This window comes from Roseovarius arcticus (assembly GCF_006125015.1).
In the GTDB taxonomy this organism is placed as follows: Bacteria; Pseudomonadota; Alphaproteobacteria; order Rhodobacterales; family Rhodobacteraceae; genus Roseovarius; species Roseovarius arcticus.
In genome coordinates this window covers 1,079,945-1,098,077 of record NZ_SZZN01000001.1, presented here as the reverse complement: position 1 = coordinate 1,098,077, position 18,133 = coordinate 1,079,945, and the positions used below count along the sequence as shown (strand labels likewise).

The 18,133-nt window shown below is 61.0% G+C and carries 19 protein-coding genes; 4 read left to right on the top strand and 15 right to left on the bottom strand.

The window, feature by feature from the left end; all coding sequences use genetic code 11:
- The 7 genes from MK6180000_RS05250 to MK6180000_RS05220 all read right to left on the bottom strand — a co-directional run bounded on the left by MK6180000_RS05250 (position 1) and on the right by MK6180000_RS05220 (position 6,139).
- Positions 1 to 453: a cytochrome c-type biogenesis protein gene (locus MK6180000_RS05250; RefSeq protein WP_138933778.1), complete on the bottom strand. Its 453-nt coding sequence runs from the start codon at positions 451 to 453 to the stop codon at positions 1 to 3.
- On the bottom strand, positions 450 to 2,426 hold the full coding sequence (locus MK6180000_RS05245) for a heme lyase CcmF/NrfE family subunit (protein ID WP_138933777.1): 1,977 nt from the start codon (positions 2,424 to 2,426) through the stop codon (positions 450 to 452). Before MK6180000_RS05245 ends, MK6180000_RS05250 begins: the two co-directional genes overlap by 4 nt.
- A gap of 75 nt (positions 2,427 to 2,501) precedes the next feature.
- Positions 2,502 to 3,065 carry a holin family protein gene (locus MK6180000_RS05240; protein ID WP_138933776.1) on the bottom strand — a complete coding sequence of 188 codons (564 nt, stop codon included), beginning with the start codon at positions 3,063 to 3,065 and terminating at the stop codon, positions 2,502 to 2,504.
- The gene (locus tag MK6180000_RS05235) at positions 3,056 to 3,667 is read right to left on the bottom strand and encodes a holin-associated N-acetylmuramidase (RefSeq protein WP_138933775.1); all 612 of its coding nucleotides are present in this window, start codon (positions 3,665 to 3,667) and stop codon (positions 3,056 to 3,058) included. Before MK6180000_RS05235 ends, MK6180000_RS05240 begins: the two co-directional genes overlap by 10 nt.
- Before the next feature lie 79 nt (positions 3,668 to 3,746).
- The gene (gene ccmE, locus MK6180000_RS05230; protein WP_171054709.1) at positions 3,747 to 4,193 is read right to left on the bottom strand and encodes a cytochrome c maturation protein CcmE; all 447 of its coding nucleotides are present in this window, start codon (positions 4,191 to 4,193) and stop codon (positions 3,747 to 3,749) included.
- A gap of 30 nt (positions 4,194 to 4,223) precedes the next feature.
- On the bottom strand, positions 4,224 to 5,249 hold the full coding sequence (gene argC, locus MK6180000_RS05225; protein WP_138933773.1) for an N-acetyl-gamma-glutamyl-phosphate reductase: 1,026 nt from the start codon (positions 5,247 to 5,249) through the stop codon (positions 4,224 to 4,226).
- 77 nt (positions 5,250 to 5,326) lie between these two features.
- Positions 5,327 to 6,139: a glutamate racemase gene (locus MK6180000_RS05220; protein WP_138933772.1), complete on the bottom strand. Its 813-nt coding sequence runs from the start codon at positions 6,137 to 6,139 to the stop codon at positions 5,327 to 5,329.
- 184 nt (positions 6,140 to 6,323) lie between these two features.
- On the opposite strand from MK6180000_RS05220, the gene MK6180000_RS05215 reads away from it, so the two are divergent.
- Positions 6,324 to 7,229 carry a LysR family transcriptional regulator gene (locus MK6180000_RS05215; protein WP_138933771.1) on the top strand — a complete coding sequence of 302 codons (906 nt, stop codon included), beginning with the start codon at positions 6,324 to 6,326 and terminating at the stop codon, positions 7,227 to 7,229.
- Positions 7,230 to 7,577: 348 nt separating this feature from the next.
- Here the strand turns inward: MK6180000_RS05215 and MK6180000_RS05210 are convergent, their stop codons facing one another.
- The 3 genes from MK6180000_RS05210 to prfA form a co-directional block, all read right to left on the bottom strand.
- On the bottom strand, positions 7,578 to 8,255 hold the full coding sequence (locus tag MK6180000_RS05210; RefSeq protein WP_138933770.1) for a DUF4167 domain-containing protein: 678 nt from the start codon (positions 8,253 to 8,255) through the stop codon (positions 7,578 to 7,580).
- A 244-nt stretch (positions 8,256 to 8,499) separates the two neighbouring features.
- Positions 8,500 to 9,336: a peptide chain release factor N(5)-glutamine methyltransferase gene (gene prmC, locus MK6180000_RS05205; protein ID WP_138933769.1), complete on the bottom strand. Its 837-nt coding sequence runs from the start codon at positions 9,334 to 9,336 to the stop codon at positions 8,500 to 8,502.
- Positions 9,333 to 10,382, bottom strand: coding sequence for a peptide chain release factor 1 (gene prfA / locus MK6180000_RS05200; RefSeq protein ID WP_138936354.1), 1,050 nt, complete (start codon positions 10,380 to 10,382; stop codon positions 9,333 to 9,335). Before prfA ends, prmC begins: the two co-directional genes overlap by 4 nt.
- A gap of 62 nt (positions 10,383 to 10,444) precedes the next feature.
- On the opposite strand from prfA, the gene MK6180000_RS05195 reads away from it, so the two are divergent.
- Entirely contained in the window at positions 10,445 to 10,729 is a 285-nt protein-coding gene (locus MK6180000_RS05195) for a hypothetical protein (RefSeq protein WP_138933768.1), read from the top strand.
- On the opposite strand, the gene MK6180000_RS05190 is transcribed toward MK6180000_RS05195, so the two are convergent.
- Positions 10,667 to 11,065, bottom strand: a complete 399-nt coding sequence (locus MK6180000_RS05190) for a DUF1499 domain-containing protein (RefSeq protein WP_138933767.1) — start codon at positions 11,063 to 11,065, stop codon at positions 10,667 to 10,669. The genes MK6180000_RS05195 and MK6180000_RS05190 overlap by 63 nt on opposite strands.
- A gap of 42 nt (positions 11,066 to 11,107) precedes the next feature.
- Positions 11,108 to 12,076: an agmatinase gene (gene speB, locus MK6180000_RS05185; protein WP_138933766.1), complete on the bottom strand. Its 969-nt coding sequence runs from the start codon at positions 12,074 to 12,076 to the stop codon at positions 11,108 to 11,110.
- 85 nt (positions 12,077 to 12,161) lie between these two features.
- Between speB and mazG the strand changes: the two genes are divergently transcribed.
- Complete coding sequence (gene mazG, locus MK6180000_RS05180; RefSeq protein ID WP_138933765.1) at positions 12,162 to 12,977, top strand: nucleoside triphosphate pyrophosphohydrolase; 816 nt, start codon at positions 12,162 to 12,164, stop codon at positions 12,975 to 12,977.
- A 25-nt stretch (positions 12,978 to 13,002) separates the two neighbouring features.
- On the opposite strand, the gene MK6180000_RS05175 is transcribed toward mazG, so the two are convergent.
- Both MK6180000_RS05175 and MK6180000_RS05170 read right to left on the bottom strand, forming a co-directional pair.
- Positions 13,003 to 14,133, bottom strand: a complete 1,131-nt coding sequence (locus tag MK6180000_RS05175) for a M24 family metallopeptidase (protein ID WP_138933764.1) — start codon at positions 14,131 to 14,133, stop codon at positions 13,003 to 13,005.
- Complete coding sequence (locus tag MK6180000_RS05170; protein WP_138933763.1) at positions 14,130 to 15,161, bottom strand: pyridoxal-phosphate dependent enzyme; 1,032 nt, start codon at positions 15,159 to 15,161, stop codon at positions 14,130 to 14,132. Before MK6180000_RS05170 ends, MK6180000_RS05175 begins: the two co-directional genes overlap by 4 nt.
- Before the next feature lie 161 nt (positions 15,162 to 15,322).
- Between MK6180000_RS05170 and purL the strand changes: the two genes are divergently transcribed.
- Entirely contained in the window at positions 15,323 to 17,491 is a 2,169-nt protein-coding gene (purL, locus tag MK6180000_RS05165) for a phosphoribosylformylglycinamidine synthase subunit PurL (RefSeq protein WP_138936353.1), read from the top strand.
- Between the two features lie 89 nt (positions 17,492 to 17,580).
- Here purL and MK6180000_RS05160 read toward each other — a convergent pair whose 3' ends face one another.
- Positions 17,581 to 18,009 carry a SufE family protein gene (locus MK6180000_RS05160; protein WP_138933762.1) on the bottom strand — a complete coding sequence of 143 codons (429 nt, stop codon included), beginning with the start codon at positions 18,007 to 18,009 and terminating at the stop codon, positions 17,581 to 17,583.
- Between the last annotated feature and the right edge of the window lie 124 nt (positions 18,010 to 18,133).

Below are 18,133 nucleotides of genomic sequence, written 5' to 3'. Positions count from 1 at the left end.
CTATTGCCCGTCTAAAATATCGCGTAGGCGCGCGGCCTCGGCATCGCTCAGCCGGTCCTCTTCGGGCCCGGCCTGCCCGCGCCGCCGGATATAAATTAGCGCAACCGCAGCGGCCAGCAGTAACATCAGCGGCCCCGCCAGCCACAGCATCCAAGTGCTTCCGGTCGCGCGAGGTTGAAGCAAGACATATTCGCCATATCGGTCGACGATAAAATCAACTGCTTCACCGTCGCTGTCGCCCGCGACAAGCCGCGCGCGCAACAGAAGCCGTAGGTCGCGCGCAAGCGGCGCGTTTGAGGCGTCAATATTCTCATTCCGGCAGACAAGGCAGCGCAGGCCCGTGGACAATTCCCGCGCCCGCGCCTCCAGCGCAGGATCGTTCAGCACCTCATCAGGCTGCACCGCAAAAAGAGGGCTTCCGATCAGCGCGAGGATGAGGGCAAGGCGCTTCATTCTGCGGGCACACCGCCGGGCGCGGCCTTACGCGCGCCAGCCGCTACACGGTATCGCCGATCACTCAGCGACAGCGCGCCGCCCAAAGCCATCAGGATGGCGCCGCCCCAGACCCAATTGGCCAGAGGTTTATAGTAGGTCCGCACAGCCCAGCCGCCGTTATCCTGCGGATCGCCGATCACGACATAGACGTCACGGAAAAATCCGTTGTCGATGGCCGCCTCCGTTGTCGGCATTTCAGCCACAGGGTAATAGCGCTTTTCCGGCTGCAGCACGTTGATCGTGGTTCCATTTTTTGACAGACGCATATCGGCAATAGTGGCGATATAGTTAGGCCCTTCGCTGCGCCGCACGTCCTGCAATGTGATAGTATAACCCGCTAGACCAAAGCTTTCGCCGACATTCAGCACGCGAATATCCTCGGCCTCCCATGCTAACAAACCGGCGATGCCTGCGATGGTCACGCCAAGGCCAGCATGGGCCGTCGCTTTGCCCCAGTCGGCGCGCGGTAGGCGTAGCAGACGGGCCGCGCGGGTGGACACATCGCCGCGCATGCCAGTGCGCGACCAGATATCGAGCATCGCACCGACGACAAGCCACGTGCCCAGCCCAAGTCCAACCGGCCCCATCATGCTGCGGCCCGACTGTATCGACCAGACAAGACCTAGCACAGCAATCGCGAGCACCATGGCAGGCACCAGTTGCCTCAGCACGCGGCGAAGCTGGCCACGTTTCCAGGGCATCATCGCCCCGATAGGCAGCGCAGCCCCCAGCGCGATCATGAAGGGCGTGAATGCCATATCAAAGAAAGGCGCGCCGACCGACAGCTTGCGATCAAAGAACAATTCGGCGACCAAGGGCCAAATCGTGCCGAAAAATACGACGAATGCCGAAACACCCAGCAGCACGTTATTGGCCACCAACATCGATTCGCGGCTAGCAAGTGAGAAGACGCCGCGCGCCTGCATGGACCCCGCGCGCGCCGCGAACATTGTCAGCCCACCCATCATAAAGAGCGCGGTGATCCCCAACAGGAACATCCCACGCTCGGGATCATTGGCAAACGCATGCACCGAAGTCAGAACGCCCGATCGTGTGATGAACGCGCCGATCATGGAGAATCCGAACGCGATGATCGCCAGCAGGATAGTCCAGCTTTTCAGGCTTTCGCGCTTTTCCACGACGATGGCGGAATGCAACAATGCGGCGGCGATTAGCCAAGGCATGAAGCTGGCATTTTCCACCGGGTCCCAAAACCAAAAACCGCCCCAGCCCAGCTCGTAATAAGCCCACCAACTGCCCATCGCGATGCCGATCGTCAAGAATATCCAAGCGGCCAGCGTATAGGGCCGCACCCAGCGCCCCCATGCGGCATCAACGCGGCCTTCGATCAGCGCCGCGATGGCAAAACTGAACGTCATCGATAGGCCAACGTAGCCGAGGTAGAGAAATGGTGGATGAAACGCGAGACCCGGATCTTGCAATAACGGGTTTAGATCCTGCCCGTCCAACGGAGGCATAGCGAGGCGTAGGAACGGATTCGACGTGAAAAGGATAAAGGCAAGGAACGCCACTCCGATCATACCCTGCACTGCGAGGACCCTCGCCCGCAAACCGGGCGGCAGATTGCCCCCGAACCATGCGGCACAGGCCCCGAATAAAGCGACAATCAGCACCCAAAGCAGCATGGAGCCTTCGTGATTGCCCCAGACACCGGTGATTTTGTAAAGCATTGGCTTGGCCGAGTGGCTGTTCAGTGTGACCAGCCGCAACGAGAAATCGGACGTGATGAAGGCATGCATCAGCGCGGCAAAAGCCAGCGCGACCATCAAAAATTGCAAACCCGCGGCGGTATCACCAACGGCCATCCAGCCGGTCCAGCGCTTGTGCGCGCCGATCAGCGGAACGGTGGCTTGCACGCAGGCAAGCAAGAGGGCGAGGATAAGGGCGAAATGGCCAAGTTCTGTAATCATACCCCATCTATAACCGTCCTCAGCGCGCGCCACCAACTGCAAATGACGCGCGCGACGTTTCAGATTGTCGCGGCTCTAGCGTTCCTGCTCGCGCCACGCGCTCAGCGCGGGGTTTGCCTCGCTGGCTGCGGGCTGCTTGGGCGCGGCAGGGCCCTGCTCATCGGCGGACGTCGGGTGCGCCCCCTCTAGCGCCTCAATGCTGCGCGCGATCTGAGGCGCGCTTGCGACAGCCTGCGCGATGGTCGTTCGGTACGCTTGGCCCTTAAACTGGTGACGCGCGCCAAAGTAAAACGACACGATCACGCCCAGCAGCCACCACAGCGGCTCGGGCACCAACGCAATGCCCTGCATCCGAGCGGCAAACCACACCGGATCGACCATCGCCGCGATGAACAGGCCTAGCGTTCCCAGCGCCAGCGCCGGGCGCGGCAGGCGGTTCACCCCGTCCATCATCCGGTCAAACCACCCGGTTTGGCCTGCGCTAAATTCCTCACCAAATTGATCAAGCGCAGCGCCCCTCTCTGCTGTTCGGCGGCTTGCGCCAGCCTCGGCATTTTCTCGGAAAACTTCTGCTGTCTGCGCGACCACGTTGCGCCCGCTACCAAAAAGCAGCGTCAATAGTTTGCTCATCACCCCCATTTGGCGACCCTTTCGGCAAATTCCTCGCGGCTTAGGTGATAGCGCGGGGTCATGAACTCCTCGGCGCGGATGATCCAGCCGCCCTTGCCGCCTTTTTGCGTGCGGGCAAACTTACGACTGGCCGGTCGCCGATCAGCTAGGCGCAAGTAGTAATTGCGCCGCGCGATGGCGTAGGCGTCGCCGATATGGCCAGGCGCCACACGCGCCGCAACATCGGCCGCTGCTGCGGTCTGAGGGCCAATTACGCCATCAACAGTTACGTTCTGTCCCATTTGGCGCAGCAGCCGCTGAAGGATTTTGACCGCGTTAGTACCAGCATTGACATACATGTCGAACACGCTGGCGCGCAGAGCTGGCGGCAACCGTCCAATGCCAGGATCGCTATAATAATGTTTGATGAATATATCCTCGGCCTGCGCGGGGGTGATGCGGCGCACATCAGCTGCATCCACGCCACCATCGCCGTTCAAATCCAGCCCAAGGCGGCGCATCGTATGCACCGTCACGCCATGTTTGGTGGCGCCTCCCGGATCATCGGGATCGTTTACATAGGCGCCCTCACGGGCGACGATCTGCCTAGCTATTTCGCGCACTTCAATCATGCCACCGCCTTCGCATCACAGGCCGGGACCTGTTCCCCGCCTCGTGCGAAATGTGGTGGATGTTTGGTTAACGGCGCGCTTACTGCGCGTCCGGGGCCTGGTAAACGCCCTGCGCCTTCAGCGCCTCGACGACCTCTTTGGGCATGTAGGACTCGTCGTGCTTCGCCAGAATTTCGGTTGCGCGAAACGTTTCGCCGTCATAGGTGCCGAGGCCGACCATGCCCTGATCCTCGCCAAATAGATCGGGCAACACGCCTACATAACTCACCGGCACAGCGGCGCCGCCATCGGTCACGGAAAACAGCACTTCGGATCCCGCCCCGCGGATCAGGCTACCCGTCTCAACAAGGCCCCCAATGCGAAAAACCTCGCCGGGCATCGGCGGCTCGGCCATTACTTGACTGGGCGAACGAAAGAGATTGATACCGTCGCGCATCGCATATCCGATCAACGCGGTGGACAAAACCAGCGCCGTAGCAGCCACTGCAATGATCTGCACGCGCCGGGTCTTTTTGAGCGATTTCATCGACATGCGGTGCGATCCTCAAGTTTTTCTTCAGGGAAAGACGGCCGGCGCCATAAGCGCCATCGTCTCGTCTAAACCTAACATCAGATTGGCGTTCTGCAAGGCCTGTCCGCTGGACCCCTTTGTCAGGTTATCAAGCGCAGCGATCACTATGGCGCGGCCCTCTATCCGATCACCACTGACGCCAATATGACAAAAATTACTGCCCCTGATATGCCGCGTGCTGGGCACTTGGCCAAATGGCAGCACTTGCAAGAACGGCTCGTCCGCGTAGGTCGAAGCCAGCGCAGCATGGATGGCATCTGCCTCACCCTTTACGTAAACTGTGGCAAGTATCCCCCTGTTTGCAGGCAATAAATGTGGCGTGAACTGCACATTTACCGGACGGCCAGCAATGGCCGAGAACTCTTGATCAAACTCAGCCAAGTGGCGGTGCGTACCGCCGACTCCATAGGCATGTGTGCCCTCGCTCAACTCTGCGTGGAGTAGATTTTCCTTGAGACTGCGGCCCGCACCGCTGACCCCCGTCTTGAGGTCAATGATGATATCATCCAGATCTATCAATCCGCCTGCGATCAAGGGCCGCAGGGCGTATTGCCCCGTCGCCGCATTGCAGCCTGTCCCAGCCACAAGCCGCGCCGAGCGGATATCCTGGCGGTAAAATTCGGTCAGGCCATAGATTGCCTCGGCCTGACATTCGAGTGCGGCATGCGGATTGCCATACCATTTCTCATATGCTGCCGGATCGCGCAGGCGAAAATCAGCACTCAAATCAACGATCTTGAGCGTTTTGGGCAGGCCCGCGATTACCTCTTGACTGGTAGCGTGCGGCAATGCGCAAAAACACAAATCGATGCCCGAGAAATCAATCTGGTCAATGGTCACAAGCTCCGGCAGGTCCAGATGGCGCAGATGGGGAAACACGTTCGCCATGCTCTGCCCCGCCTTGGAATTGGCGGCCAGCGCAGCGATGCGCATATCAGGATGCACCGCAATCAGGCGGACCAACTCGGCCCCGGTATAGCCAGAGGCGCCAAGGATAGCGATATTATGCATGAACTGGTCCCTTACAAATTTGAAAAACTCCTACGCCATCACGGCGCGCCGGGCAATGCGACGATAGTTCTCTGCGATCAGACAGCCGCAAATCGGACCGGCCGCCGCAAAAATTGCGTCGCGCGGTCCGATACGCGAAGAGGATCGCCTGTGGTCACATATTCCACGCCGCTCCCTTGGCCAGCCATCTCTGGATGGCGCGCCAGATAATGCGCGAGGCTGCGCGCCACCAACGAGGGCTGCGACAGCACTGTCACATTCGGCCCGAGAGCCTGCTGAAATACAGCCTCCAACAATGGATAATGCGTGCAGCCCAGCACGGCGGCTTGCGGCTGTGGCATCTTGCGGCGCAGCGCCTCCACATGGCTGCGCACAAGCGCTTCTGCCAGGATCATGTCACCCTCCTCAATGGCGTCGACAACGCCTCCGCAGGCCTGCGCCTCAACGTCAACGCCGATGGCACGAAACGCCAGTTCGCGCTGGAACGCCCGGCTCGCCACAGTCGCAGGGGTGGCAAATAGCGCCACATGCCGCGCGTCCACCTCTCGCGGCGGAGAGTTGTCGCCCCACTCCCTCTCGGTCAGGGCCTCGATCAGCGGTACAAACACCCCCAACACGCGCTTGCCCCGCGGCACGCCGGCCTCCTGCATTCGGCGCAGCGCAACGGCAGAGGCAGTGTTGCAGGCCAGCACCACCAGATCGCAGCCTCGATCCCACAGTCGCTGGACCCCCGCTTGCGTCAACGCATAGATGTCATCCGCAGTGCGCACGCCGTAGGGCGCATGCGCGTTATCACCCAGATAGACTAGCGGCTGTTCTGGCAGCCCGGCCACGATCGCGTCCAGCACGGTAAGACCGCCCAATCCGCTGTCGAAAATTCCTACTGCCATGCGCTTTGCCCTTGTCGATTGGATATGCCGCGTTGCGGCGATTCTAGTCACGCTTCCCGCGCTGCGCCACACCGATCTGCACGTGCGCATCAATGAAACTCCTGCCGCGCGTGATGCTCCTATGCAGCGGGCCGGATTATTTGGTATGAGGGACGGATAAAACCAATGAATTGGACGCGCCTACATGGATTGGGACAAACTTAGAATTTTTCACGCCGTCGCGGATGCCGGCAGCCTGACCCATGCTGGCGATTTACTGCACCTGTCGCAGTCGGCCGTGTCGCGCCAGATCCGCTCGCTCGAGCAATCGTTGAGCGCGACGCTGTTTCACCGCCACGCCCGCGGCCTGATCCTGACCGAGCAAGGCGAGTTGTTGTTCGAAGCGACCCGCGCCATGATCAAACGCCTGGATGCCGCCACCGCCCGCATTCGCGACAGCGAGGACGAAGTGTTCGGCGAGTTGCGCGTAACTACGACCATAGGGTTCGGTACCCTCTGGCTCGCCCCGCGTCTGGCCAAGCTATATGAGAAATATCCCGATCTGAAAATCGACCTGATGCTGGAAGAGCGCGTGCTGGATCTCCCCATGCGCGAGGCCGACGTGGCCATCCGTATGAAAGAGCCCAGCCAAGCCGACCTGATCCGCAAACGGCTGATGGGCGTTCATATGGGCCTTTACGCGGCACCAGATTACCTTGCGCAGCGAGGCACCCCCGCCAGTGTCGACGATCTGTGCGATCACCGCCTGATTTGCCAGAACGTGAATTCTGCGCAGGTCAGTGCTGCCACCTATCTGGTCAAAGAGTTGGTGACGAACGACATCTGGTCGCTGCTTACGGTGAATAATTACTTTGGCGTGCTGCAAGGCGTACTTAATAATCTGGGAATCGGAGTGCTCCCCGACTATTTGACGTATGATTTTCCGAATCTTGTTCGCGTTCTACCCGAGGTTGAGTCGGTCGAGGTACCTGTCTTCCTCGCCTACCCCGAAGAATTGCGTCATTCACAGCGCATCGCGGCCTTCCGCGACTTCGTGCAACAAGAGATCATTGCATACAGAAAAAACGTGAAAGAACAGATAATTACGTAGCATATCAGGCTGCTATGCATTGGGCGCATAGCGGCCATGCTGATGAATTTGTTTATTTCACTTGATCGGTCCGAACGGAGGCTTTATTTGCTCTCTTGACGGGAGCGCCGCTACGGCGCCACCGTCATACCTCCCTGTTGGACTATGGCCGGGCCTAGCGCTCGGCCTTTTTTTTTGCCGGAATCGTCGCTGATAAACAACGCGGCGGACTGGGCGTCAGCGCGGGCCGAACCAGTGCCGGCGTCACGTTTACAGGCAAAAATGAAAAAACCGGGCGCAAGCATATTGCCCGACCCGGTTTCTACATTATCAAAAGCGCAATAATCGTAGCATCAATGCAGCGCGTCCTTACTCGGCCGCCGTTTCGCTATTTCCGTTATCGCCCTCGCTGCGCTCCGTCTGTTGCTGGTCTGCCTGAGACGGGTCTGCCTTGGGCTTGCGCGGGCGGCGCGGACGGGGTTTGGCTTGTTCAGGTTGGCTGTCTTGCGGGCCATTATCGGATGGACCGCCAGTTTGGGTCTCGCCTTCAGGTTGCGGCTTGTGGCGCGGTTTGCGCGGCGTGCGCTGCTTGGGCGCGGAATCGCCCTCAGGCGTTTCGACCAGCGTGCTGGCCTCGCTGTGGCTGTGTGTGTCCTGAACGTCCGGCTGCGAGCTTCCCCCGGCGTCATGGCCGCCGTTGCCTTGCTGCGAGCGGTCATCATTCTGCTGCGCACGATCACGGTCGACCTGGCGATCCCGGTTTTCGCGTTCCTGCTGCTCGCGCTTGGCGTCCATCTCCTTCTGGGCTTCGCCCAAAAGTCGCAGGTAATGCTCAGCGTGCTGCTGGAAATTCTCGGTTGCGACGCGATCATTCGACAGCTGAGCATCACGTGCCAGCTGATTATATTTCTCGATGATCTGCTGCGGCGTGCCGCGCACTTTGCCCTCGGGGCCAGAGCTGTCGAACACGCGGTTCACGACATTGCCGACCGTATTGGGGCGATTTCTGTTCGACTTGTTGCGCGAACGTGACTTCGATGATCTCATGTTTCTGCTGTCCAGCCTTGTTTTTAGAACCGTGGTAAACCCGAGAGGCGCCCGATGCGCCGAAATGCATGAAACCGGGTTCGGTTATGTTGGCTTGGCGTCCTGCGGGACCACCCAAAGAAAGGTATCCACCGCTACGACAAATTTCAGTAATCACGCCCGGCCCATTCACACAAGGGAAAAGCTGCAATAACTCATCATTATTCGCCAAAACGTAGATTATCGCGGGATCTGGGCACACTTGTCACACCGAGGCACGCCCTTGTACCACGCGATCGCGGCCATCCAGATCGGGCAAGATTCGGACATCTACCAGCCCAGCGTGCCGCATCAGCGCGGCCACACCCGGCCCCTGCTGCAACCCGATTTCTACCATCAGCCAGCCGCCCGGTACCAAATGCGCCCCCGCACCAGTGCAAATCGCGCGATATGCCGTCAGCCCATCTGCACCATCCGTCAGCGCGATACGCGGCTCGAACGATAGCTCTGGGCCAAGATCCGGCATCTCGTCCTCAGCAATATAGGGCGGATTCGACACGATCAAATCAAAGCACCCGGCGACACTGGCAAACCAGTCGGACTGGATCATGTCACAGCGCGCCGCCAGCCCCAATGCCTCGGCATTGGCCCGCGCCACGCCCAGCGCTGCAGGCGACAGATCAGTGGCCGTGCCTGCCGCCTTCGCACGCTCGGCCAAGAGGGATAGAATAATCGCCCCGGACCCCGTGCCAAGATCCAACACGCTCGCCCAAGGGAACTCCAGCGCCGCCAGAACCAGTGCTTCGGTTTCTGGCCGGGGGTCGAGAACGTCGGGCGTCACCTGAAATTCATGCTTGTAGAACAGCCGCTTGCCGATGATATGCGACATTGGCTCACGCGCGCATCGGCGCGCGACTGCCTTGTCCATTCTGCATACCACATCCGGCCCGGCAACCTCGTCCATCTCGGCGCCCAACCGCGCCGCGCTCAGTCCTGATACATGCGCCAGCAGCAGCCGCGCCTCGCGCGCCGGGTTATGTATCCCGGCAGCCTCCAGCCGAGCTGTCCCATCGCGGGCCAGATCGGCGAGTCGGCATGTCATGCCCCCATCTCGGCCAGCATTCGGGCTTGCGCATCAGCGGTCAGCGCGTCGATAACCTCATCCAGATCGCCCTGCATCACCTGATCGAGCTTATAGAGTGTCAGGTTAATCCGGTGGTCCGTCATCCGCCCCTGAGGGAAATTGTAGGTTCGTATCCGCTCGCTGCGATCACCGCTACCTACCTGCGCCGCGCGGTCGGCGCTGCGTTCGTTATCGACACGCTGCCGCTCCGCGTCATAGAGCCGGGTTTTCAATACCTGCATCGCGATCTCGCGGTTGCGATGTTGCGATTTTTCGCTGCTGGTTACGACGATACCGCTGGGGATATGCGTGATTCGCACTGCCGAGTCGGTGGTGTTGACATGCTGCCCGCCCGCGCCCGAGGCACGCATCGTGTCGATGCGTATATCGTTCGCATCGATCTTGATATCCACGTCTTCGGCCTCTGGCAGAACCGCAACCGTCGCCGCGCTGGTGTGGATGCGCCCGCCGCTTTCTGTCTCTGGCACGCGCTGCACGCGGTGCACGCCGCTCTCGAATTTCAGCCGGGCAAAGACGTGGTTACCTTGAATGTGCGCAACAACCTCTTTGATGCCGCCCAACTCGGTCTGGCTCATCTCTACGATGTCCAGCGTCCAGCCGCGCGCCTCGGAGTATCGCTGATACATCCGCAAGAGATCGCTCGCGAACAGCGCCGCCTCCTCGCCCCCGGTGCCGGGCCTGATTTCAATCATGGCAGGGCGGGCGTCGGCGGCATCCTTGGGCAACAGGCTTAACTGCAACGCCGCCTCGATGCGCGGTTGCTGCTCTTCCAGTGCCTCCAACTCGTCCTTAGCCAACTCGCGCATTTCGGGATCGTCCAGCATGGCGCGCGCGCCATCTATCCCCTCTAGTAGCGCCTTGTAGTGGCGGATTTCCTCAACCACTGGCCGCAATTCTGAATACTCACGGCCCAGCGCGGCAATATCGCCACCGCCTTGCGCCATCTTGGCCTCGAGAAACTCGAAACGCTGCACAATCTGCACTAATCTGTCGAATGGGATCATAGCGCCCATGTCCCCCATCCAAATGATTTGGTCAAGACCACTGCTCGTGATAGAATAAACTCATGCGTATCCTCATTGCCCTTTCACTGATCACCAGCCCGGCTTTGGCCGATAGTATGATGGGCGACAAGGTGATCGACTGCTACTGTACCGACAAGACGGGCAGCCGCATTGAGCTGGGCGAAATGACGTGCCTCAATGTGGACGGCAAGACATTCATGGCGCAGTGCCAAATGTCGCTGAACGTGCCGATGTGGCGCAAGATCACCGACGGTTGCCTTAGCTCATCCCTGCCCCAGAGCAGCCAGCCAACGCTCCACGCGGGCCTTGTTGACCCCCATATCTGACTTCCCGTACCGCAGCCGCGCATAGAGGGCGAGCGTATCGCCGCGTTGCTCCACTGTGGTGTAGTCGGGAAATCCTATCACCTTCGAGCGTGTGATATATGTCACCATTCCGCTATCCACAGACCCGGCCAGAACGCGCGCGCGCGGCTCGGCCCTGATTATCGCATCCAGCGCGGCCAGATCGCCCGGCACGGCGCGCATCACGCCGCCCTCCATATCGCGATCCCCGGTTGCCTCCGGCGATACGTGCCAACGCGCCACATCGTCGGGTGCCAACCTGATCCAAACCAGAAGGCCAGCCAGCCCCAGCAGGACAATCAGGCCAATCCATTTCATGCCGCGTCCATTTCATCTTGGTGGGCGATACTCAGATTCAAGTCAGCCGTTGCCATGGGCGTTCCATCCCAGCAGGCAGATGATGTTCGTCGCCACATGCGCCCCGGCAATCGCGGTTGCACCAGTGTTGTCGAAAGGCGGCGACACCTCGACGATATCACCGCCCTTCAGGTCGATTCCGGCCAAGTCGCGCAGCATGATAGCCGCCTGCGCGCTGGTCAGCCCGCCCCAGACGGGCGTGCCAGTACCGGGCGCATAGGCCGGGTCAAGCGCATCGATATCAAAGCTCAGATAGACTGGCGCATCGCCCAAGATACCCTTGATCTTTTTCACCGCCGCTGCGGTGCCACCCTCATGAACTTCGCGCGCGTCGATGATATTCATACCCATCGTGTCGGGTACGGTAGTCCTGATGCCAACCTGCACCGACTTTGCCGGATCGATCAGCCCCAGCTTGATCGCTTTGTAGAACATGGTGCCGTGGTCAATCCGCTCGTAATTATCGTCCTGCCACGTGTCGGTATGCGCATCGAAATGCAGCAGCGCCATCGGGCCATACTTCTCTGCATACGCCTTGAGGATCGGAAAGCTGATATAGTGATCGCCGCCCAGCACCACACTGGCGGCGCCCGCATCCAATATCTTCTTGATGTGTGCCGTCAGCAGCCCGGGAAACTCTGGCACCATTGCGTAGTCGAATGCCAGGTCGCCGTAATCGATGATATTCATCGCCTCCATCGCGTCATAGTCCCAGCCATATGGCGTGTCGGCAGTCTGCAGCGCACTGGCCTCGCGGATTGCGCGCGGGCCAAGGCGGGTTCCGGTCCGGTTCGTTACCGCCTGATCGAAAGGAACGCCCGTCACGGCCACATCGACGCCAGCCAGATCTTTGGTATAGCGCCGCCGCAGGAACGACGTTGCCCCGCCAAATGTGTTTTCAAAGCTGAGGCCGCGATTATCATCGCGCGTAAATGCCTCGTCAACCGTGCTGCTTGCGTCTTCCAGTCCCATGATCTTGTCCTTCGCTCTTGCGCATTGCCCCTACCCTGTAAGACAAACCGGGCAGGATGCAAGGCTGCGCCTGATGGAGGTATTGATGACCGATGACCTGATCCACGACCCAAAGGGAGGCGTGCCGCGCCTTTTGGCGATCATGCGCGCCCTACGCGATCCTGCCACCGGATGCCCGTGGGATATCGAGCAGGATTTTGCCACCATCGCGCCCTACACCATTGAGGAGGCGTATGAGGTCGCAGACGCCATCCAGCGCGCTGACTGGCCTGATTTGACCGGCGAATTGGGCGATCTGCTGCTACAGGTCGTCTTTCACGCGCAGATTGCCGACGATAAGGGCCTGTTCGACTTCGACACCGTCGCAAATGGCGTTGCAGACAAAATGGTCGCGCGTCACCCCCATGTTTTCGGTAGCGAAAGCCGTGACAAGACCGCCCAGCAGCAGACCCGCGATTGGGAGGCAATCAAGGCGGCCGAGCGTGCGGGCCAGACCCAAACAGGCACGCTTGACGGTGTCGCATTGGGGCTGCCAGCCCTTCTGCGCGCGACCAAGCTGCAGAAGCGCGCGGCGCGGGTCGGCTTTGACTGGCCCGACATGACCGGCGTTCTGGACAAAGTGGCCGAGGAAATGGCCGAATTGGTAGAGGCTGAGGCAAGCGGCGATCCGGACCACACCGAAGAAGAGTTCGGCGATCTGATGTTTGTCATGGCAAACCTTGCGCGGCGCATGAAGGTTGATCCCGAGGCGGCCCTGCGCCGCGCAAACGCCAAGTTCACAAGACGATTCGAGCGGATTGAGGCACTGCTGGCCGAGAAAGGCAAAACACCTGAGATGAGCGATCTGGCCGAAATGGACGCCCTTTGGAACCGCGCCAAGGCCGAGGAAAAGGGCCGCTAGGCCCAGTCGCTGCCTACAGCGATCCTTAAATCACGGGTAGCTCTGGCCCCGCAAACCGCGTCAGCCACTGCGCGCCGCCATCGCGTATCACGATATCCTCCTCCGCGACCATGATGGTGCCCGGTCCGGTCGTCACCCCCGGCTCCAGCGTGATGACCATGCCGGGGCGCAGTTCTGTTCGGTCCTGCGGAATCAGCGACAAACCTTCGGTTAGTTGCATCCCCAGACCGTGGCCCAGCCGCCCAGATCCCGCGCCTGCGCCTGTCACCGCCGCCATGGCGGTGTAAACGTCGCAAGCACGCGCGCCGGGTACTGCCGCCTCTAGCCCCGCCTGAACCGCCTCGGCCAGTTGCGCGTGGGCTAGCGCCGCGTTGCCGGATGCCGCACCAACGGCATAATTGCGGTCAAAATCGCAGAAATATCCGTCCCAGACAGCACCAGTGTCCAGCATCAGAACGTCGCCCCGCGCCAGAGGCATATCACCGGCGGGCGAGATGACATCACCATACCCGTCCGGCCCCGCACCGCCCGCGATGTAGGCAACCAGATCCGCGCCCTCATCCAATAGTAGACGCTGGAAGTCGCGGAATATCGACGATAGCAATGCACCCTCACGGGCGATCTCAGGCACCCGGTCAAACGCGCGGCCTCCGATAGCGCAGGCATGGGCAATCTTGGCGATTTCCGCCTCGGATTTGATCGCGCGAAGGGCGGCAACTATTGCGTGGTCGTGAGTAAACTCCAGCTCGCTTGCCGTTTTGACCGCAGCAAAGGCCGCAAGCGGCATCCGCAGATAACTCTCTGGCCCGGACGGCACGCCGACAGGCCCGCCTACCTCGCGCAGCGTAGCGGCCAAAAGGGTGATACCGTCATCCTCAGGGTCGGGCGCGGGCCAGACGCGAATATCGCGCACCCAAGTTTGCGCCATTAAGCTGGCACCGATGCTGGGAATCACCGCGATAGGCATGCCCGATACTGGCACCGCCAAGAACCACGGCCTGCTGGGGCTCTCCCAAAAGCGCGTCAGAAAGCCGGTGAAATACCTAATCTCCGGCTCGGTCGTCAGCAGCAGCGCGCCCAACCCGGCGGCGTCCATGTGCGCCTGAGCGGCGGCCAACCGCGTGCGATACTCAGTCAGAGCGAAGCCCCGCTTCACTCCGCCGGGCCCTCGCTGAGGATGCACAGCACGCGATCCTCGGCTGTCAGGTCCAGATGCCACAACATCGCCAGCCCCGCGCCCCCCGATTCGGAGGTGGCGAGGTCGATCGCCTCCAACTCATTTAGCGGCGCCGACGCCTCGGCATCCGACAGCAGCGCAAACGCATCCGCATCGCGCGCCAGCCCCTTTAGCGCGATCAAGGATGGCTCCTTGCAATCAAGGCGGCCCATGTTCGACACTGGCCCGTTCGTTGATACAAACTCGCCTGCCTTGATGGAGGCATAAAGCGCGGGCGCTGCCTCAGGCTCCACCACGATGATCTGTGGCGCATCCCCCCAAATCTCGCGGAAAAGTGCGGCGCACGCGCCTGCCAACCCGCCAACCCCGGCTTGCAATATAATATGAGTCGGCACATCCGGGACTTGCTCTGCCGCCTCGGCAGCCATGGCCAGATAGCCCTCCATCAACCGGTGCGGCAGTTCGGTGTAACCGGGCCAAGAGCTGTCCGACAGCAGCGTCCAGCCATTTTCCCTCGCTGCGGTCTGCGCCGCCTCCATGCTGGCCTCGTAATGCGCGCCTGCGCGCACCACCTCGGCGCCGCGCGCGCCCAAGCGGTCCGCAAAACCCTCGGGCACCGGGTCCGCCAGATAAATCACCGCTTTTGCGCCAAAAACGGCCGCGCCCGCCGCCACCGACAGCCCATGATTACCCGCGCTGGCGGTCACATAGGTGCGCCCCATCAGGGCGGGCCTTACATCCTCGCCGCCCGCTTGGCGCGCCTCATGCGCAATAACATAAGCCGCCCCTAACGCCTTGAAACTACCCAAATTCATGCGCCCGCGCTCGTCCTTAACCCAGACTGTCGGGTTAAATCCGCCGGCCACGACCAGCGGCGACGCCCCAGCTGCCGGGCACAGAGCAAGCAACGCGCGCGGCGCATCCGCATCCACGCTGGGCCACGGGATATCATCCAGTGCGCCATTCGGCAGGCCACTGCCCCGCCACGGGTTATCCAAAATCTGCATGATGCATTTCCCCCTCAGATCATAGGACGCAGCCCGCACGCGCCAGTCAAGGCCCCCTTCCCCCCTCGCGCGCAATCGCTTAAAGAGGCGGCGCCGGACATACTGACCAGCCATACCGACCAGACCAGCCCGAAGGACTTAGCAGAATGACCAAGCCCGACTTGAACGAGCCTGCCATCACCCCCGATCTGATCGCCGCTCATGGGCTCAAGCCGGACGAGTATGAGCGTATCCTTGAAATTATCGGGCGCGAGCCGACCTTTACCGAGCTGGGCATCTTTTCCGCCATGTGGAACGAGCATTGCAGCTACAAGTCTTCCAAGAAATGGCTGCGCACCCTGCCAACGGAGGGACCGCAGGTCATTTGCGGTCCCGGCGAGAATGCCGGCATCGTCGATATTGGCGACGGCCAATGCGTGGTGTTCAAGATGGAGAGCCACAACCACCCCTCCTATATTGAGCCTTACCAAGGCGCGGCAACGGGCGTGGGCGGCATCCTGCGCGATGTCTTCACCATGGGCGCGCGCCCAGTCGCTGCGATGAATTCGCTCAGCTTCGGCGCGCCCGATCATCATAAAACGCGCCAGCTAGTGCATGGCGTCGTCGAGGGGATCGGCGGTTATGGCAACGCGTTCGGCGTGCCGACTGTGGGTGGGGAGCTGCGCTTTGATCCCGCATATAACGGCAATTGCCTGGTCAACGCCTTCGCGGCCGGCCTCGCCGATACCGACAAGATATTCTACTCCGCCGCCTCGGGCGTAGGCCGCCCTGTAGTCTACCTCGGCGCAAAGACAGGCCGCGATGGCGTCGGCGGCGCAACCATGGCCAGCGCGGAGTTCGACGACACGATTGAGGACAAGCGCCCGACCGTGCAAGTTGGTGATCCCTTCACCGAAAAGCGCCTGATGGAGGCCACGCTGGAGCTGATGGCGACGGGCGCGGTTATCTCGATCCAAGATATGGGCGCGGCGGGCCTCACCTGCTCGGCCGTGGAAATGGGCGACAAGGGCGGGCTTGGTGTCAGGCTTAACCTGGAGGCCGTGCCGCAGCGCGAAACCAACATGACCGCCTACGAGATGATGCTGTCAGAGAGCCAAGAGCGCATGCTGATGGTGCTAGAGCCGTCGCTTGAGGCCGAAGCGCGCGCCGTTTTCGAAAAATGGGATCTCGACTTCGCGATTGTAGGCGAGACGATTGCCGAGGACCGCTTCCTGATCATGCACCACAATTCGGTCAAAGCGGATCTGCCGCTGGCCGCACTGTCGGGGACCGCGCCCGAATACGACCGCCCGTGGGTAGAAACGCCCGCGCCTGAGGCGCTGGATCCCGCATCGGTGCCGCAAATCGATCCTATCGACGCGTTGCGCGCGCTGATCGGGTCCGTCAACTATTGCAGCCGCGAATGGGTGTATGAGCAGTATGACACAATGGTCATGGCCGACACCGTCCGCGGCCCCGGCCTTGGCGGTGGCCTGATCCGGGTGCACGGCACCGACAAACTGCTCGCCTTCACCTCGGACGTGACCCCGCGCTACGTACATGCGAATCCCGAAATGGGTGGCAAGCAAGCGGTGGCCGAAGCATATCGCAATCTGACAGCTATGGGCGCCAAGCCATTGGCAAGCACGGATAACCTGAATTTCGGAAACCCCGAAAAGCCTGAAATAATGGGACAGCTTGTGTTCGCGATCAAGGGTATTGCCGAGGCTGTTGCAGCCCTTGATATGCCAATCGTATCGGGCAACGTGTCGCTTTATAACGAGACCGACGGCGCAGCGATCTTGCCCACGCCCACTATCGGCGCCGTCGGCCTGATTGCGCACGAAGACGACGCGATCATCGGCTGCGCGCGCGAGGGCCACGCCCTACTGCTTATTGGCGAGACGCGCGGCCACTTGGGTCAGTCGGCGCTGCTCGCCGAAGTGTTCAGCCGTATTGAGGGCGATGCGCCCCCCGTCGATCTGGCTGAGGAAAAGCGCAATGGCGAGTTCATCCGCGCCAATCACGCGCTGATACGCGCCTGCACCGATTTGAGTGATGGTGGCCTCGCGCTGGCCGCATTTGAAATGGCCGAGACGGCGGGCGTCGGTGTGCATCTGGACAGCGCCGACACCGCTACGCTCTTTGGCGAGGATCAGGGCCGCTATCTGGTGGCCTGTAACTTTGATCAGGCCGAAGCGCTAATGATTGAAGCGTCCCGCGCAGGCGTGACGATTTCCAGCGTGGGCAAATTCACCGGTGATCAGGTGCGAATGGGCGGTGCTCAGGCCTCGCTACAGAGCTTGAGCCATCTTTTCCGCACCACATTCGCCGAGCGTTTCGCGGGATAGTCTCGGATATCTTAAAGTTTAGCCCAGGTTTAAGCCAGCGGAGCGAGGTCCTGACCCGCGCGGGCTTTTTTCTTGGCCTAAATTGCTAATTACTGCCGCCCGTCATCCTGCGCTGCGTCAGCGGCGACCACACGGATCCGCTCAATCATCGCGCGCAGCCCGTTAGACCGCTGCGCTGACAGATGATCGTTGAGACCAAGGCGAGCCAGCTCACCTCCGGCATCAACGCGAGGCACTTCGACCACTGGCAGGTCGTTATAAAGCGCGCGCAGCACCGCGATCAGGCCCCGCACAATTAGCGCGTCGCTATCGCCGTCGAATCGAAACGTGCCGCTCCCCACCTTCGGATGCAGCCAGACCTGACTGGCGCATCCCTCGACGCGTGTCGAAGGCACTTTTAGCGCGTCGTCCAGCGGGTCCATCGCCTTGCCAGCCTCGATCACGTGACGATAGCGGTCTTCCCAGTCGTCCAGAAATTCGAAATCTTCGACGATGTCCTCGAATGCCGGTTGGGCCATGATCCGCTCCTTTCATTTCTGTACTCAGAGGTAGGGTCTGATCTGGCAAAGGTCCACCCCGGCGGCGTAGTGTGGCGGGCACATCTAAGGGCTGCGCGCGCTTGCGCTTGGGCGCGCGGGGCTG

Bases quoted from the DNA above. Each gene is read 5' to 3' on its own strand.
- MK6180000_RS05250 (WP_138933778.1), bottom strand. From the start codon at position 453: ATGAAGCGCCTTGCCCTCATCCTCGCGCTGATCGGAAGCCCTCTTTTT.
- MK6180000_RS05245 (WP_138933777.1), bottom strand. From the start codon at position 2,426: ATGATTACAGAACTTGGCCATTTCGCCCTTATCCTCGCCCTCTTGCTT.
- MK6180000_RS05240 (WP_138933776.1), bottom strand. From the start codon at position 3,065: ATGGGGGTGATGAGCAAACTATTGACGCTGCTTTTTGGTAGCGGGCGC.
- MK6180000_RS05235 (WP_138933775.1), bottom strand. From the start codon at position 3,667: ATGATTGAAGTGCGCGAAATAGCTAGGCAGATCGTCGCCCGTGAGGGC.
- ccmE (WP_171054709.1), bottom strand. From the start codon at position 4,193: ATGAAATCGCTCAAAAAGACCCGGCGCGTGCAGATCATTGCAGTGGCT.
- argC (WP_138933773.1), bottom strand. From the start codon at position 5,249: ATGCATAATATCGCTATCCTTGGCGCCTCTGGCTATACCGGGGCCGAG.
- MK6180000_RS05220 (WP_138933772.1), bottom strand. From the start codon at position 6,139: ATGGCAGTAGGAATTTTCGACAGCGGATTGGGCGGTCTTACCGTGCTG.
- MK6180000_RS05215 (WP_138933771.1), top strand. From the start codon at position 6,324: ATGGATTGGGACAAACTTAGAATTTTTCACGCCGTCGCGGATGCCGGC.
- MK6180000_RS05210 (WP_138933770.1), bottom strand. From the start codon at position 8,255: ATGAGATCATCGAAGTCACGTTCGCGCAACAAGTCGAACAGAAATCGC.
- prmC (WP_138933769.1), bottom strand. From the start codon at position 9,336: ATGACATGCCGACTCGCCGATCTGGCCCGCGATGGGACAGCTCGGCTG.
- prfA (WP_138936354.1), bottom strand. From the start codon at position 10,382: ATGATCCCATTCGACAGATTAGTGCAGATTGTGCAGCGTTTCGAGTTT.
- MK6180000_RS05195 (WP_138933768.1), top strand. From the start codon at position 10,445: ATGCGTATCCTCATTGCCCTTTCACTGATCACCAGCCCGGCTTTGGCC.
- MK6180000_RS05190 (WP_138933767.1), bottom strand. From the start codon at position 11,065: ATGAAATGGATTGGCCTGATTGTCCTGCTGGGGCTGGCTGGCCTTCTG.
- speB (WP_138933766.1), bottom strand. From the start codon at position 12,076: ATGGGACTGGAAGACGCAAGCAGCACGGTTGACGAGGCATTTACGCGC.
- mazG (WP_138933765.1), top strand. From the start codon at position 12,162: ATGACCGATGACCTGATCCACGACCCAAAGGGAGGCGTGCCGCGCCTT.
- MK6180000_RS05170 (WP_138933763.1), bottom strand. From the start codon at position 15,161: ATGCAGATTTTGGATAACCCGTGGCGGGGCAGTGGCCTGCCGAATGGC.
- MK6180000_RS05160 (WP_138933762.1), bottom strand. From the start codon at position 18,009: ATGGCCCAACCGGCATTCGAGGACATCGTCGAAGATTTCGAATTTCTG.